At 58.3% G+C, this 14,665-nt stretch carries 15 protein-coding genes; 7 read left to right on the top strand and 8 right to left on the bottom strand.

Going from position 1 to position 14,665, the window contains the following annotated elements; all coding sequences use genetic code 11:
• The first annotated feature begins 63 nt into the window (after positions 1-63).
• From ACR0LI_RS06285 to ACR0LI_RS06275, 3 genes are read left to right on the top strand one after another with little or no spacing between them, the layout of a single operon-like run.
• A complete protein-coding gene (locus ACR0LI_RS06285) occupies positions 64-837 on the top strand; it encodes a beta-keto acid cleavage family enzyme (RefSeq protein ID WP_171723364.1) in 774 nt (257 codons plus the stop codon).
• Positions 834-2,150 carry an aspartate aminotransferase family protein gene (locus tag ACR0LI_RS06280; RefSeq protein ID WP_209833265.1) on the top strand — a complete coding sequence of 439 codons (1,317 nt, stop codon included), beginning with the start codon at positions 834-836 and terminating at the stop codon, positions 2,148-2,150. The genes ACR0LI_RS06285 and ACR0LI_RS06280 overlap by 4 nt, the downstream gene beginning before the upstream one ends.
• 54 nt (positions 2,151-2,204) lie before the next feature.
• Positions 2,205-2,618 carry a hypothetical protein gene (locus ACR0LI_RS06275; protein WP_480490073.1) on the top strand — a complete coding sequence of 138 codons (414 nt, stop codon included), beginning with the start codon at positions 2,205-2,207 and terminating at the stop codon, positions 2,616-2,618.
• A gap of 57 nt (positions 2,619-2,675) precedes the next feature.
• Here the strand turns inward: ACR0LI_RS06275 and infC are convergent, their stop codons facing one another.
• The 7 genes from infC to cobA all read right to left on the bottom strand — a co-directional run bounded on the left by infC (position 2,676) and on the right by cobA (position 8,301).
• On the bottom strand, positions 2,676-3,137 hold the full coding sequence (infC, locus tag ACR0LI_RS06270) for a translation initiation factor IF-3 (RefSeq protein WP_480608886.1): 462 nt from the start codon (positions 3,135-3,137) through the stop codon (positions 2,676-2,678).
• A gap of 245 nt (positions 3,138-3,382) precedes the next feature.
• Positions 3,383-4,216, bottom strand: a complete 834-nt coding sequence (locus ACR0LI_RS06265) for a ferredoxin--NADP reductase (protein ID WP_152457833.1) — start codon at positions 4,214-4,216, stop codon at positions 3,383-3,385.
• A gap of 109 nt (positions 4,217-4,325) precedes the next feature.
• Positions 4,326-4,733 (bottom strand): DUF934 domain-containing protein, encoded by a 408-nt coding sequence (locus tag ACR0LI_RS06260; protein WP_171116164.1) that lies wholly within the window; start codon positions 4,731-4,733, stop codon positions 4,326-4,328.
• Positions 4,730-5,491, bottom strand: coding sequence for a phosphoadenylyl-sulfate reductase (locus ACR0LI_RS06255; RefSeq protein ID WP_171116163.1), 762 nt, complete (start codon positions 5,489-5,491; stop codon positions 4,730-4,732). The genes ACR0LI_RS06260 and ACR0LI_RS06255 overlap by 4 nt, the downstream gene beginning before the upstream one ends.
• On the bottom strand, positions 5,481-7,145 hold the full coding sequence (locus ACR0LI_RS06250; RefSeq protein WP_209833262.1) for a nitrite/sulfite reductase: 1,665 nt from the start codon (positions 7,143-7,145) through the stop codon (positions 5,481-5,483). Before ACR0LI_RS06250 ends, ACR0LI_RS06255 begins: the two co-directional genes overlap by 11 nt.
• A gap of 65 nt (positions 7,146-7,210) precedes the next feature.
• Entirely contained in the window at positions 7,211-7,525 is a 315-nt protein-coding gene (locus ACR0LI_RS06245) for a DUF2849 domain-containing protein (RefSeq protein WP_171328572.1), read from the bottom strand.
• Positions 7,525-8,301 (bottom strand): uroporphyrinogen-III C-methyltransferase, encoded by a 777-nt coding sequence (gene cobA / locus ACR0LI_RS06240; RefSeq protein WP_480718192.1) that lies wholly within the window; start codon positions 8,299-8,301, stop codon positions 7,525-7,527. Before cobA ends, ACR0LI_RS06245 begins: the two co-directional genes overlap by 1 nt.
• 144 nt (positions 8,302-8,445) lie before the next feature.
• Between cobA and ACR0LI_RS06235 the strand changes: the two genes are divergently transcribed.
• On the top strand, positions 8,446-8,928 hold the full coding sequence (locus ACR0LI_RS06235; RefSeq protein ID WP_117869097.1) for an Lrp/AsnC family transcriptional regulator: 483 nt from the start codon (positions 8,446-8,448) through the stop codon (positions 8,926-8,928).
• 128 nt (positions 8,929-9,056) lie between these two features.
• Here ACR0LI_RS06235 and ACR0LI_RS06230 read toward each other — a convergent pair whose 3' ends face one another.
• The gene (locus ACR0LI_RS06230; RefSeq protein WP_480718191.1) at positions 9,057-10,238 is read right to left on the bottom strand and encodes a cytochrome P450; all 1,182 of its coding nucleotides are present in this window, start codon (positions 10,236-10,238) and stop codon (positions 9,057-9,059) included.
• On the opposite strand from ACR0LI_RS06230, the gene ACR0LI_RS06225 reads away from it, so the two are divergent.
• The 3 genes from ACR0LI_RS06225 (at position 10,237) to ACR0LI_RS06215 (ending at position 14,608) form a co-directional block, all read left to right on the top strand.
• Positions 10,237-12,018, top strand: coding sequence for a sensor histidine kinase (locus tag ACR0LI_RS06225; protein ID WP_171723358.1), 1,782 nt, complete (start codon positions 10,237-10,239; stop codon positions 12,016-12,018). The genes ACR0LI_RS06230 and ACR0LI_RS06225 overlap by 2 nt on opposite strands.
• Positions 12,015-13,244, top strand: a complete 1,230-nt coding sequence (locus ACR0LI_RS06220; RefSeq protein WP_171723357.1) for a sigma-54-dependent transcriptional regulator — start codon at positions 12,015-12,017, stop codon at positions 13,242-13,244. Before ACR0LI_RS06225 ends, ACR0LI_RS06220 begins: the two co-directional genes overlap by 4 nt.
• A gap of 362 nt (positions 13,245-13,606) precedes the next feature.
• The gene (locus ACR0LI_RS06215; protein WP_171632783.1) at positions 13,607-14,608 is read left to right on the top strand and encodes a DctP family TRAP transporter solute-binding subunit; all 1,002 of its coding nucleotides are present in this window, start codon (positions 13,607-13,609) and stop codon (positions 14,606-14,608) included.
• The last annotated feature ends 57 nt before the right edge of the window (positions 14,609-14,665 follow it).

Here is a 14,665-nt window from a genome sequence, read left to right as displayed (position 1 = left end):
AGTTGGTAAATTGAAAACGAAGCTTGGGCTCATTAGCTGAGGACAGACGATCACGAGGGCGCAATGACCAAGAGCACAGTGAAAACCACCGGGAAACCATATATACTGGTTGCTCCGAACGGGGCCCGGCGGGGCCGCGCGGATCACCCGGCTTTGCCAGTCACGACGGATCAGATCGTCGCAACGGCGCGGGGCTGCCACGAGGCTGGTGCAAATGGCATCCACCTGCATGTACGGGATGCCGACGGACATCACACGCTGGATGCCGGATTGTATCGCGAAACAATCGCGGAACTGAAAAGGGAAGTGCCGGGCATGGATGTTCAGATCACCACCGAGGCAGCAGGCGTGTTCGATGTCCAGTCGCAGTTTGAATGCCTGCAACTGGTTCAGCCTGAATGGGCCTCGATCTCAGTCCGGGAAATCGCGCGGGCCCTTGATCTTGCGCCTCGGGTCTATGCGCTATGTGCGGCTCAGGGCACGCGGGTTCAGCATATTCTCTACGACTTGGAAGATGTGAAGCTGCTGGAAGACTGGCAGTCAAAAGGTATCGTCCAGCCGGACCAAACAGACCGATTGCTTGTGTTGGGACGCTACAGTCAGAATCAGCAATCCGTGCCAGCGGATCTGGATGCGTTTCCATCCAGCCCGGCCAAATGGATGGTGTGCGCCTTTGGGACGCAGGAACATGATTGTCTTGTCGAAACCGCGCGGCGCGGCGGTGACTTGCGTGTTGGATTCGAAAACAGCCTGACGGCACCGGATGGCACGCTCTGGACGGACAACGCGGCCTCGGTCGCGGCTTTGGTAGAAACACTTGGAAGGACCGGAACATGAGTCATGTTTTCCCACGCCACACCAAATCTGAACTTCCCGTCGCGGCGGGTGGCGACGGCGCATACCTAATTGATGCCGACGGCAAGCGATATCTGGATTGCGGCGATGCGGCCGTGTCCTGTCTGGGGCATTCCAACGCGGCAGTGATCCGGGCCGTGCAACAGCAGGTGGAACAGATCGCATTCGCCCATACCGGGTTCATGACTTCGGAACCGGCCGAGGCATTGGCCGATCTTCTGATCCAGCACGCGCCGGGGGATCTGGACCGGGTGTATTTCGTATCGGGTGGGTCCGAGGCGACCGAAGCGGCCATCAAATTGGCGCGCCAGTATTTTCTGGAAATAGGGCAGCCCGAGCGCCGCCACGTGATCGCGCGCAAGCAAAGCTATCATGGCAACACTCTGGGGGCCTTGTCTGCCGGGGGAAATGCCTGGAGACGGGCCCAATTCGCGCCGATGCTGATCGAAATGACCCATATCTCGGCCTGCTATGAATATGCCGAAAAGCCCGAGGGTGAGAGCAGCTTTGACTATGGTCAGCGCGTCGCCAATGAGCTGGAGGCGGAAATTCTGCGCCTTGGTCCCGAAACGGTTATGGCCTTCATGGCCGAGCCGGTTGTTGGTGCTACACTTGGCGCGGTTCCGGCGGTTGAGGGGTATTTCAAACGCATCCGGGAAATCTGCGACCAATATGGCGTGTTGCTGATTCTGGATGAGGTGATGTGCGGCATGGGGCGCACCGGTCATCTGTTCGCCTGCGATCACGACGGTGCTGCACCGGATATTCTGTGCATCGCCAAAGGGTTGGGCGCAGGATATCAACCAATCGGGGCGATGCTGTGCACCGGTAAAATCTATGGCGCAATTCGCGATGGGTCAGGGTTTTTCCAACATGGGCATACCTATATCGGCCATCCCGTCGCCACGGCTGCGGCTCTTGCGGTGGTCCGTGAACTGACAGAGGGTGATTTACCGGCGCGCGCCGGACGTATGGGCAGCAAAGTGCATTCCGCACTGGAAGCCGCGTTTGGACAGCACCCGAACGTGGGCGATTTGCGTGGCCGGGGCCTGTTCCGGGGTGTGGAATTGGTAGCGGATCGCGAGACGAAGACCCCCTTTGATCCATCGTTGGGCATTGCCGGAAAGATAAAGAAGGCGGCGCTGGCCGAAGGCCTGATCTGTTATCCCATGGCGGGCACCCGGGATGGCCGGAACGGAGACCATATACTTCTCGCGCCGCCTTTCATCATAGAAGAGGCCCAGATAGGCGAACTTGTCAGCAAACTGGAACGCTCTTTTTCAGCCGTTCTCTGACAATACCGTGAGCACCCTGTTTGCCTGCGACACGTTTGCTATGTGTCGTGGGCAATGGATCTGGAAAAGGCGACGTCCATGGTGCTGGATATCTGGCGCAGTTTCCGAACGCTCCCTGTGTGGGTTCAGGTCTGGGTAGCGTTCATTTTGGTACCGGTAAACCTGCTTCCGCTGGCATTTCTGGATCAGCCAAAGGGGCACCTGATTGCATTGCTTGCATTTTCGGGCATGGCGCTGAACGTGCCGATCATGTTGGGTGCACGCGGGATGAGCGGCGCGATGGCGTTGCCACACATTCTGTGCTGGGTGCCGTTGGTCATCATCGTGACGCTTCTGCTGTTTTCCGAAGACCCCCTGAGCCCAGCCTTTGTTTGCTTTCTCCGGGTGCTTCTGATCGTCGATATCACCTCGCTGGTGTTCGATTTCCGGGACGCGGCCCGTTGGCTGCGCAGCAGGCGATCGCCCTGAACGAAAAAGCCCCTTCAAAAGAGAAGGGGCTTGGACCGTTTCGATCTTTGGACCGGATTATTTCTGCGGCAGCGGGCCGATCATCATGATCATCTGACGGCCTTCCATCTTGGGCATGTTTTCGATCTTGCCCAAGTCCTTGACGTCCTCGGCGACACGCTGCAGCAATTCGCGGCCAAGGTTCTGGTGTGCCATTTCGCGACCGCGAAAACGCAGGGTAACTTTGACCTTGTCGCCTTTTTCCAGAAACTTGAAGACGTTCTTCATTTTGACGTCATAGTCATGCGTGTCGGTGTTGGGTCGGAATTTGACCTCTTTTACCTCGATGATCTTTTGCTTCTTGCGGGCTTCGGCTTCGCGTTTTTGCGTTTCATATTTGAATTTGCCGAAATCCATGATCTTGCAGACCGGTGGGTTCGCATTGGGCGAAATTTCGACCAGATCAAGACCGGCCTCAGCGGCCATCTGCATGGCTTTGGCGGGATGAACCACCCCGACATTTTCACCTTCGGCGCCAATCAGGCGAATTTCGGGGGCACGGATCTTATCATTGACGCGCGGGCCGGTGTCTCGTTGTGGCGGCGCGTTGTGAGGTCTGCGAGCTATGGGTTCATTCCTTTGATAATTGCAGAATTTCGAGCCCGGAATTTAAACCGGGCCGGGCCACACTTCAAGCGGCATAAACACCGGCAGTTGCGAAAAAACAGTGTTTTGTCCGCTGAATTTTGCGTTCGGGGCTGCAAAGTTCCGAACGCAAGGTGCCTTTAGCCGACAAAGGCTTTTTCGATCACAAACTCTTTGGGTTCGGAATTCGCGCCTTCGCGCAGACCAAAACCTTCAAGGATTTCCTTGATGTCCAGGTTGAAAGCCAGCGACCCGCAGACCATGGCGCGATCGGTTTCGGGTTTGATTCCGCCTTCAATGCCCAGATCGCTGAACACGGTGCCATCCTTCAGCAGGTCGGTGATCCGACCCATCTTGGGGCTCTCTTCGCGCGTGGTTGTCGGGTAATAGCGGATCTTGTCAGCAAAGCCTTCGCCAATAAGTTCGGCCAGCATTTCATCCTGACGGATGCTGTCGATCAATTGACGGCCATATTCCAGTTCGGCCACTTCGCGGCAGGTATGGGTGATGATCACCTCGTCATAATCTTCATATGTTTGCGGTTCACGCAACAACGAAGCAAACGGGGCAAAACCGGTGCCGGTGGCAAAAAACCACAAACGCTTGCCGGGCAGAAGGGCGTCATGCACCAACGTGCCAACCGGCTTGGGGCGCAGGATGATCTGGTCGCCGGGCTTGATGTGCTGAAGTTTCGACGTCAACGGGCCGTTCTGAACCTTGATCGAATAGAACTCCAGCTCATCGTCCCACGACGGCGAAGCGATTGAATAGGCGCGCAGCAATGGCTTGCCATTGTCGCCCAGCAGACCGATCATCACGAACTCGCCCGAGCGGAAACGCAGCGTGGCGGGGCGCGTCACCTTGAAAGAGAACAGGCTGTCGGTCCAATGCTTGACCTCGGTTACAGTTTGCGCATCCGGCAGGACCGGGGCCTTCACGGCAGTTGCTTCGCTCACGGGCTTCATCTCTGTCATCGTTTACCTGCCGGTCTGCTAAACCGACATCTCCGTTTAATCTTTGATCCAAGTCAGGAAAAGGGGACAGATTGCCCCCTTTGTGTTTCAAGCCGGCGATGGGCGGCTTTTAACCGCGCAAACGCGCCTGATAGTTGTTCTCTTTCCAGTTGGCCCGGGAAAGCCACTGATCTTCGGGCTGGCGATCTGCCAGGTCTCCGTCAATCTCAACTTCGTCAAAGCCGCAGCGACGCGCCATGGCGTACTGGTCTGCCAGAACATGACCCTTGGCGCGCAAACGTCCTGTATAGCCCTTAAGGCGCAGGGTGCGGGCGATGGTAAAGCCGCGACCGTCGGCAAAGGATGGAAAATCCACCCGGACCAGCTTGGCACTGCCCAAACGGTCAAAAAGCTCATCCGGGTCCGTGTCCGAGCTGACGTCCAGCGCAACCACGTCATTCGCGGCATCATCCAGAGTGACAAAGCCGTCGGTCCAGTCATCGGGCGAAAAGCCCTCATCTGTTACGATTACGTTCATGTTTTTTCTCCGATGCGCACCATCTTGCCATCGACAAAATGAATGCCGCATTCTTCCTTATTCTGATCGCGCCAGCGGCCGGCGCGGGGGTCTTCGCCTTCCTTCACCGGCGAAGTGCAGGGCGCACAGCCGATCGAAGGGTATCCCTTGGCCACCAGCGGATGCCGGGGCAGGTTGTTTTCTTCCATATAGGCGCGCACATCGTCCGGCGCCCAATGGGCCAGCGGATTGACCTTGATCCGGCCCGTGCCGTCTTCGACCTCGAAAAACTCGAGCGCGGCGCGCGTGCCGGACTGAAACCGTTTCCTGCCGGTAATCCAACCGCAATACCCGGTCAGGGCTTGCTGCAAGGGAAAGGTCTTGCGCAGGTTGCAGCACGCATCCGTATCCCGCAGGCGCAGCGCGCCATAGGGGTCTTCGCGTTGCAGTTCTTCGTCATCCGCCCGGATGATCCGGATGTTCCTGAGCCCCAGGCGCTCGCTGACTTCCTGCTGGTACTCCAGCGTTTCGGTGAACAGCAATTGGGTATCCACGAACAACACCGGCGTCATCTTATCGATCACCGCAGCCATGTGCAGCAGCACCACCGATTCCGCGCCAAAGCTTGAGACCAGAGCAAGCGCATCGATCTCTTCAAGGGCGCCATGCATCACGTCATGGGCGCTGTGGTGACGGAACCGGGCATTCAATGCGTTGACCTTCTCGGTCAGGTCGCTGCGGTCTTTGCCCAGTTCCGTTTGAATCAGATCAAGCGGCATTCGCCCGAGCCTCGGGGTAGAGGGCGGCCTTGAACGGCTCCATGCCGACGCGGCGATAAGTCATCAGAAAGGTTTCTTCAGCATTCTCGCGCAGATCCAGGTAGGTGTCGACGATGCGTTCCACGGCCGGCACTATCTCATCATAGGCAAAACCAGGACCGGTGCGGTCGCCGATCGCGGCCGTCTCGGTGGCGTCGCCACCCAGAGTGATCTGGTAGTTTTCGACGCCTGCACGATCCAGGCCCAGGATGCCGATATGGCCCACATGGTGGTGGCCGCAGGCGTTGATGCAGCCCGAGATCTTGATCTTTAGGTGCCCGATGTCATGCTCCAGCTTCAAATCTTCAAAGCGGGTCGCAATTTCCTGAGCAACCGGGATCGAGCGCGCCGTCGCCAGCGCGCAGTAATCCATGCCGGGGCAGGCGATGATATCGCTGATCAGCCCGATATTGGCGGTGGCCAGTTCGTGTTCCTTCAGCTTTGCGTGGATCGCGGGCAAGTCCGATTTGTGGACATGCGGCAGGATCACGTTCTGCTCGTGGCTGATACGCAGCTCATCATAGGCGAATTCTTCGGCCAGATCGGCCATCACGCGCATCTGCTCGGCGGTCGCATCACCCGGCGTCTGGCCGTGTTTCTTGATCGAGATCGTAACGATCGCGTGGTCCGCGTTCTTGTGGGGCGCGATGTTGGTATCGACCCACGACCGGAAAACCGGATCGTTGGAATAGGCGCTTTCAAACGACGCAACCGAACCTTCGCGGAAGCCCGGAGGCGCAAAATGGCCTTTGATCTCATCCAGCAGCGCCATGTCGGCGCCCTTGAACTGTGGGCGAACCTGCAAGAAACGTTCATTCACCTTGGCGCGGATGGCGTCGATGCCGTGTTCATGCACGGTGATCTTGATGCGCGCCTTGTACTTGTTGTCGCGGCGACCGATCTGGTTCCAGACCGACACGGTGGCTTCCAGATAGGCCAGCAGATCATCGAATGCGACGAATTCGGACAGTTCCTTGCCGATCATGGGCGTACGGCCCAGGCCGCCACCGACGATGACGCGCGCACCCAGAACGCCGTCACGTTCGACCAGTTGCAGGCCGATGTCATGCGCTTTGATCACGGCGCGGTCGTTTTCCGAACCGGTGATGGCGATCTTGAACTTGCGCGGCATGAACTGGAATTCCGGGTGGTCGGTCGACCACTGGCGCAGCAGTTCGGCATAGGGGCGCGGGTCGGCGACCTCATCCGCGGCGGCACCGGCGAAATGGTCGGCCGTCACGTTGCGGATGGTGTTGCCCGAGGTCTGGATGGCGTGCATGCCCACCTCGGCCAGCGCGTCCAGCATGTCTGGCACATCTTTCAGTTTCGGCCAGTTGTACTGGATGTTCTGACGGGTGGTGAAATGGCCATACCCCTTGTCCCACTTTTCAGCCAGCAGAGCCAGTTGGCGCATTTGTGCGCTGTTCAGCGTGCCGTAGGGAATGGCGACCCGCAGCATGTATGCGTGCAGTTGCAGATACAGGCCGTTCATCAGGCGCAGCGGCTTGAATTCATCTTCGGTCAGCGAACCGTCGATGCGGCGCTCGACCTGAGCGCGGAACTGCGCGTTACGCTCTGCCAGAAAATCTTTGTCAAACTCGGAGTAGCGATACATGTCTAGCTGTCCTTGGTTGCAGCCCCGAACCTGGGGCCTTGAAGGGGAGAGAGAAGGGCCAGAGGTCAGGCCCGGGGCTGCGGGGAAGCTTCCTGTTTGCCGTGGGCATAGTTGGACGGACCAGTGCGGCGGAAGTCTTCCCGGAAATGGGTGGGCTCGGGGCCGTTTTCGCCAGCAACGGCATCGGCCAGATAGGCGCCCACAATTTTGTTTGCCTGACGCGCGGCATCCAGCAGGCGAACCTGCGCATGCGCCTCGTCGGTGATCAGTTCTGCCTCGCTCAGGTCACGGGACCAGCGGTCATCTTCGGTCAGATAAATCACGTCACCTTCGAGCAAGTCATTTGCAGTGACGACTTTGGGGGTAAAAGCGCGGGCCATCAGGCAAGCTCCTTGTTGAATTCGGTTACAGCCTGCGCCGCTTCGCGCGGGGCAAGGCCATAGAAGGTCAGGGCCGGTCCATCCATTTCGGCGGCGGCCAGATCGGTGGGCAACTGGTCCAAAGTGGTGGCCAAAATCCGTTGGTCGGGACGCGAGGCATTTTCGACCAGGGTAATGGGCGTGGCGCGATCGGCGCCGTGCATGATCAGGCGACCCTGAATGAACCGAGCGGACTTCTTGCCCATGTAGATTGCCGCCACGGAACCCGGCTTGGCCAAAGCGTTCCAATCGTGATCCGCAAAACCCTGCATGTCGTGCCCGGTCAAAAAACGCACCGATGAGTTGCGTCCGCGGCGAGTCAGGCTTTGACCGATGCCAGCCACTGCGGCAGAGGCCGCCGTGATGCCGGGAATGATCTGCCAGGAAATGCCGGCCGCATCGACGGCCTCGATTTCTTCGTCTAGACGACCAAAAACCGTGGGATCCCCCGATTTCAGGCGCACCACACGGTTGCCATTCAGGGCGTGTTCAACCAGAAGCGCGTCGATATCGCTTTGCTTCCACGAGGGGCCGAAACCGGCCTTGCCGACATCGACCAAAGCGGCGTTCTGGGCGGCAATGTCCAGCACAGGCTTGCTGATCAGGCGATCATGCAGCACCACATCCGCGCGCCCGAATGCGGCCAACGCCTTGAGCGTCAGCAATTCGGGGTCACCGGGTCCGGCGCCGACAAAGTCGACATGACCTTTGGGACTGGTTGTGTGAAAATCCTGCATCGGATCGTCTCGGACATTGTTTGACTTGACCCTTAATATAGGAAATATTCCCACCGAAGCGCCATATCACCGCTAAAATAAGGACAAATGTTCCGATTTTCGGAAAAGCCGGAACATAGGTGTCGAAACAGAAGGAAAATTGGAATGTCGGTGCGGATAGATGACACGGATCGAAAAATTCTGGCCGAGCTGCAACGGGACGCAGGCCAATCATTGGACGAAATTGCGGCTCGGGTCGGCAGTTCAAAGACGCCTGTCTGGAATCGCATTCGCAAGCTCAAGGGGGCGGGAATCATCGGCCAGCAAACGGTGCTGCTGGATGCCGAGGCACTTGGGTTCGAAGCCACCTTTTTTGTTTTGATCCGCACCTCGGAACATGAGGCGGACTGGCAACGTAAATTCCTGAAAGCATTGAAGGATCACCCCGAAGTGCAAGAGGCGCACCGGTTGGCGGGTGATATCGACTATATCCTGAAAGTCCGGGTTAAAAACGCGCGTGCCTATGATCAGTTCTATCAGTCGCTCATCTCGGAAGTGCGCGTGCACAACGTCACGGCGTTGTTGTCCATGGAAGAGATCAAGTCCACAACGATGCTGCCGCTGAATGCGTTGGCAGAGGGGGCTTAGAACACTCGACCGCGGCTCCTCCGCCTGTGTCTTTCAATGGGCTTTGAGCCAGATGAGCTGATGGGTGTTTTCATCCGGCCGGAAGCAAAATCGCCATAGCCATCGTGTAGGTATGCGGAAGGTGATGGCTAAGGTCTGACCAGCAGCTGATTCAGCCCGTGAAAGTGATAACTGTCCGAATAAAGCGGCGGCGCAGCCAGTTGCAGGTTTGGACAGCTTTCGAACAGGATCGGCAAAGCAATGCGCATTTCCAGACGCGCCAGAGGTGCCCCGACACAAAAATGAATTCCGCCCCCAAAGCTTGTGTTGACTTCAATCGGACGGTTCGGCTGAAACGTGTTCGGTTCAGCCCAGACAGCGGGGTCGCGGTTGGCCGCGCCAAGCAACAGTGCCACTTGATCGCCACGTTTGAATGAATGGCCGAACAGATCCACGTCCTCATACGCGTAACGTGTGAACATGTGCAGAGGCGGGTCATAGCGCAGGATTTCTTCGATGGTTCCGTCGAGTCCATCCGGTGCCAGGGCGTCAGGGGCGGTGCGGGTCTGCAACAGGGTTTTCACCCCGTTCCCCAGTGAGTGCACGGTAGCCTCATGGCCTGCGTTGAGCAGCAAGATGCAGGTAGCAACCAGCTCGTCCAGTGACAGTTTCTGGCCTTCTTCCTCGGCGCTTATCAACCGGGTTATCAGATCGTCGCGTGGATCATTGCGCCGCAGCTCTATGTATTCCTTCAGGAATTCGGTGAATTCCCGAGATGATTTGGCGGCCGTGTCTTCGGTGTCCTGCGTGCAATTGGCCTGATACATGGCAACCATATCGTGAGACCATTGTAACAGATCGGGCGCCATGGCTTCGGGGACGCCCAGAAGCCGGCAGATCGTGACCACCGGAACCTGAGTGCAATAGGCTTCCAACAGGTCGAACGTGTTCCCGGGGAAGTCTTTGATCAGGCTGTGGCACAGATCTTCGATGGAAGGTTGCAGCGCAGAAATCGCCCGTGACGTGAAGGTGCGCATCACCAATGACCGAAGGCGTGTGTGCCTTGGTGGTTCTGCCTCAAGCAGTGAATGGGCCTCGATGGCCAGCCAGGGCGCCAGATGGGCGGGACCTTGCTCTGCCAGTTCGGGCGGTACCTCGCGGCCAAATCGGCGGTCCCGAAACAGGGCGCGAACCGCGCGGTATGAAACCGCGGCGACCATACCATAGTCCTGCCAATAGAACAGATCGCCCGAGCCTCGCGCCTTGTCGTAGAACGGGTAGGGGTTTTGGACGAAACCCGGGTCTGTCGGTGATTGCGAAAAAGACTTCATGAGCCGCACACTTGCCATGCGGCGCATTGAATGCAAGACCCTGTCTATGCACAGGGTTTGGTTCATTTCCGTTTTTTTGCTCGCCGTTGGGTTATTGTCGGGGTTTGTCTGGTCTTATGGCTATCGACAGGCCCTGTCTCAGCTGAGCGAGAAGGCAGAGGCAGATCTTGAGTTGGCGGCTGACCGGCTGAGCACGCAGATGCAAGTGTATCAAGAACTTGCCGTGCTGATGGCAACTCATCCCGTTTTGCATGAACTGGATACGCAGGCCGGTATTCGCCAAGCCCGGGCAACGCTGCTGGACGTCGCTGACAAAACGGCCGCTGTAAACATGATGTATCTGGATACGAAGGGGCAGGTGCTGGTATCGGCGCAGCCTGTGTCCCAGCGCAACATGGCCCATCATCCGGCTTTCCGCCGTGCGATGCAGGGCGCCTTGGGCAGTGCGCATGAGGTTGTACCTTCGGGCGAAGACCGGATCTATTCCTATGCCGCCCCCACTTTTGGCCCGTCTGGCCAGATTGAAGGCGCGTTGATGGTCGTTGCTGATGTTCAGGACGTTGAACAAACGTGGCGCGGCAGTACCGAGGCGGTTTTCTTTGTCGATTCCGATGGTGTCGTTTTCATTTCCAACAGATCCGACCTGCTGTTCTGGCGCCGGGCGGACGGTGAGGCGGGATTGACGCCGCCAGATGGTGCGACCGTCGATTTTTCTTCGAAACAGGTCGGCAGGCACGAGTTGTGGCACTTGAACTGGGGACGTTACCTGCCGCGCGATGCGCTGCATCTGACCCTTGATTTGCCGGTGATCGACATGACTGCCGAGGTGCTGGTGGACGTGGCGCCGGCCCTTCAGCTTGCCAGGCTTCAGGCGGCGGCCGTCGCAGCGATCTGTCTGGCCTTTGGGGCCATGCTCTTTCTAGCCATGGAGCGGCGGCGGGCGTTGGCCGAAGCGAATGCCGTTCTGGAAAGCCGTGTGGCCAAACGCACCCATGACCTGACTGTGGCAAATGCCAGTTTGCGCAAGGAAGTGGCGGAACGGGAAGAAGCCGAGGCGGCGCTGCGGCGGGCCCAGGCAGACCTGGTGCAGGCCGGAAAGCTCAGCGCTTTGGGGCAAATGTCGGCGGGCATCAGCCATGAACTGAACCAGCCGCTTATGGCCATACGGCAATTTGCGGATAACGGTTCAGCGTTCATGACGCGGGGAAAACCTGAAATGGCTGCCGAGAATCTGGGCCGGATCTCGGAAATGGCGGCGCGGATGGCGCGGATCATCAAGAACCTTCGCGCCTTTGCCCGCAACGAAAGCGAACCGATGGGACGGGTTGACCTGATTCAGGTTCTCAACACCGCTGTTGAACTGACCGAGGCCCGCCTGCGAGACGACAATGTAACCCTGAACTGGAACCCCCCGAATGGGGCTGTGTATGTTTGGGGGGGTGAAGTACGTTTGGTGCAGGTGTTCGTGAATCTGATCAACAATGCGGCGGATGCAATGCTGGGACGACCAAAACGGATTATAACGATAACGCTGCGAAAAGGTGCACGATTGAGCGTTTCCTTGCAGGATACTGGCCCGGGCATTGAAGACCCCGACCGGATGTTCGAGCCCTTCTATTCCACGAAAAGCGTTGGATCGTCAGAAGGTTTGGGGCTGGGGCTTTCCATTTCCTACGGGCTGGTTCAAAGCTTTGGTGGGGACATAAGGGGCGCGAACACGGCGGATGGGGCCATGTTTACCGTCGAACTGGAACCCTGCGACAAGGAAGAGGCCGCGTGATGCGCAGGGTTTTGTTGGTCGATGATGATGCCGCCGTACGCGAGGCCTTGTCTCAAACTCTGGAATTGGCGGACTATCAGCCAACGACCGCCGGATCCTTTGTGGCGGCCAAGGATCACATCAGCCGCGAGTTTCCCGGTGTCATCATCTCGGATATCCGCATGCCGGGGCGGGACGGGTTCCATCTTTTGTCTTATGCCCGAGAGGTCGATCCGGATCTTCCCGTGGTTCTTCTGACGGGTGAGGGCGATATTCCCATGGCCGTCGATGCCATGGGAAAGGGCGCGTTCGATTTTCTGGAAAAGCCGTGCGCCGCGTCCGACCTTCTCGAGGTGCTTGAACGCGCGTTTGCAGCCCGTTCGCAGATATTGGAGCAAAGAGCGGCAAAATCCGAGCTGGAACGAGGAGACCCCGCCGCGCGTTTGCTGTTCGGACTGTCGCCGCAGGCCGAGGCCCTGCGCGAACGGGTTCGGACCGTTGCTCCAACAGGCGCCGAGGTTCTTGTGACGGGACCGCCGGGCAGCGGCATCTCGAAGGTCGCCGAGGTCGTGCATCTGATGTCGCCAGCAGGGCAGGGACCATTTGTCAAACGCACGGCCTCCAGCCTCAGCCCCGACGACTTGGCCAAGAGCTGTGAAGATGCGGCAGGTGGGTCATTGTTTCTGGACGAAGTGTCGGCCATGCCCCATGCCACGCAATTTGCGGCGTTGGAGATCATCGAGCATGGACCGGGCGGGCGTATCATTGCGGGAACGACCGCTGATCTGTCGGCGCTGAGTTCTGAAGGCCGGTTCAATGCAGACCTGTTTTACAGGCTGGATGTCATGCGGGTTCGTATTCCATCGCTGGCAGAACGCCCCGACGACATTCCGGTGATCTTCCGCCATTACGTTGCACAGGCCGCGGAACAGGCGGGGATCGTGGCGCCGGAAATCTCGTCCGAGCATCTGGCGTCGCTTATGGCCAGCGACTGGCCGGGGAATGCGCGATCCCTGATGTCAGCCGCGATGCGCTTCGTGCTGGGAATGCCGGAAGAAGTCGCGCAGGCAACAGACCTGGGCCTTAGCGAACAGATGGCGCGGGTGGAGCGGTCGCTGCTCATCGCGGCGCTGGGTCGTCACAACGGCAAGGCATCAGATGCGGCGAAGGCATTGAAACTGCCGCGCAAGACATTTTACGACAAGCTGGCACGGTACCAGATTCGGGCCGAGGATTACCGACGGTAACGGCCGGGCTCCCGCCACCTTTTTCCGCATTAACATGCGTCTAAAGCTGTTGGGCCGGGCAGCCCGCTGTCGCGGGCTGCGGTTTCGCGTCAGTTGATTCGGGGGTTTTGATTCGCGGCGTGTGCGGATTTTCGCACAAACTGGAAGATTGCTGTGCGGAATCTCGCACTCGGGGTTTCGAATGGGTCCAATATCCATTGCAAAGCGCTTTATAACCTTCTGAAAGAAAATCACTAAATAGAAAATCGAGGGACAGAAAACAAATCGTTGAGTGGATCGTGCCGATTCGTTTCACTTCGCTGCATCTGATACCGAATTGGTGTCGAAGGACAATTTCAAGGAAGTCTGGGAGGAAAAGACAGATGAAATTCCTGACAACGGCAGCGACCGCTCTGGCGCTGACAGTCACAGCCACCGCAGGGATGGCAGCCTGTGACGATGGTGAAATCGTCGTCAAGTTCGCGCATGTGACCAACACTGACAAACACCCCAAGGGCATCGCCGCATCGCTGCTGGAACAGCGCGTCAATGATGAGATGAACGGCGTGATGTGCGTGGAGGTCTATCCGAACTCGACACTGTACAACGACGACAAGGTGCTGGAGGCGATGTTGCAGGGCGACGTTCAGCTTGCCGCGCCGTCACTGTCGAAGTTCGAGAAGTTCACCAAGCAGTTCCGGCTGTTTGACCTGCCGTTCATGTTCAAGAACATCGACGCTGTGGATGCATTCCAGGCTTCGGCTGATGGTCAGGCGATGAAGGACAGCATGCAGCGCCGTGGCCTTCAGGGGCTGGCCTTCTGGCACAACGGCATGAAGCAGATGTCGGCCAACAAGCCGCTGGTCGATCCGTCCGACGCAAACGGCCTGAAGTTCCGCGTGCAGTCTTCGGACGTTCTGGTGGCACAGATGGAGGCTATTGGTGGCAGCCCGCAGAAAATGGCGTTCTCGGAAGTTTACGGCGCGCTGCAACAGGGGGTTGTGGATGGTCAGGAAAACACCTGGTCGAACATCTATGGCAAGAAGTTCTTCGAAGTGCAGGACGGCATCACCGAGACGAACCATGGCATCATCGACTATCTGGTCGTGACCTCTGTGGACTGGCTGGACAGCCTGGATCCGGACGTGCGTGATCAGTTCCTGACCATTCTGGCTGAAGTCACGGAAACAAGGAACAAAGAAGCCTTTGCCGTGAACGAAGCAGCCAAAGCTTCGATCGTTGAAGCAGGCGGAGTCATCCGCGAGTTGACCCCGGAACAGCGTCAGGCCTGGGTTGATGCGATGAAACCCGTTTGGGACCAGTTCGCAGGTGACGTGGGTCAGGACAAGATCGACGCGGCTCAGGCCATCAACGCCGGCTTCTGAATCTGGCCAAAGGCCGCGCGTCCGGGGACTGGGGAGTATTCGACGCGCTGGCCGGGC

Source organism: Ruegeria sp. CL7, from assembly GCF_056536445.1.
Note: the sequence above shows the minus strand (reverse complement) of the source record. Positions and strands in the feature narration are given on the sequence as shown.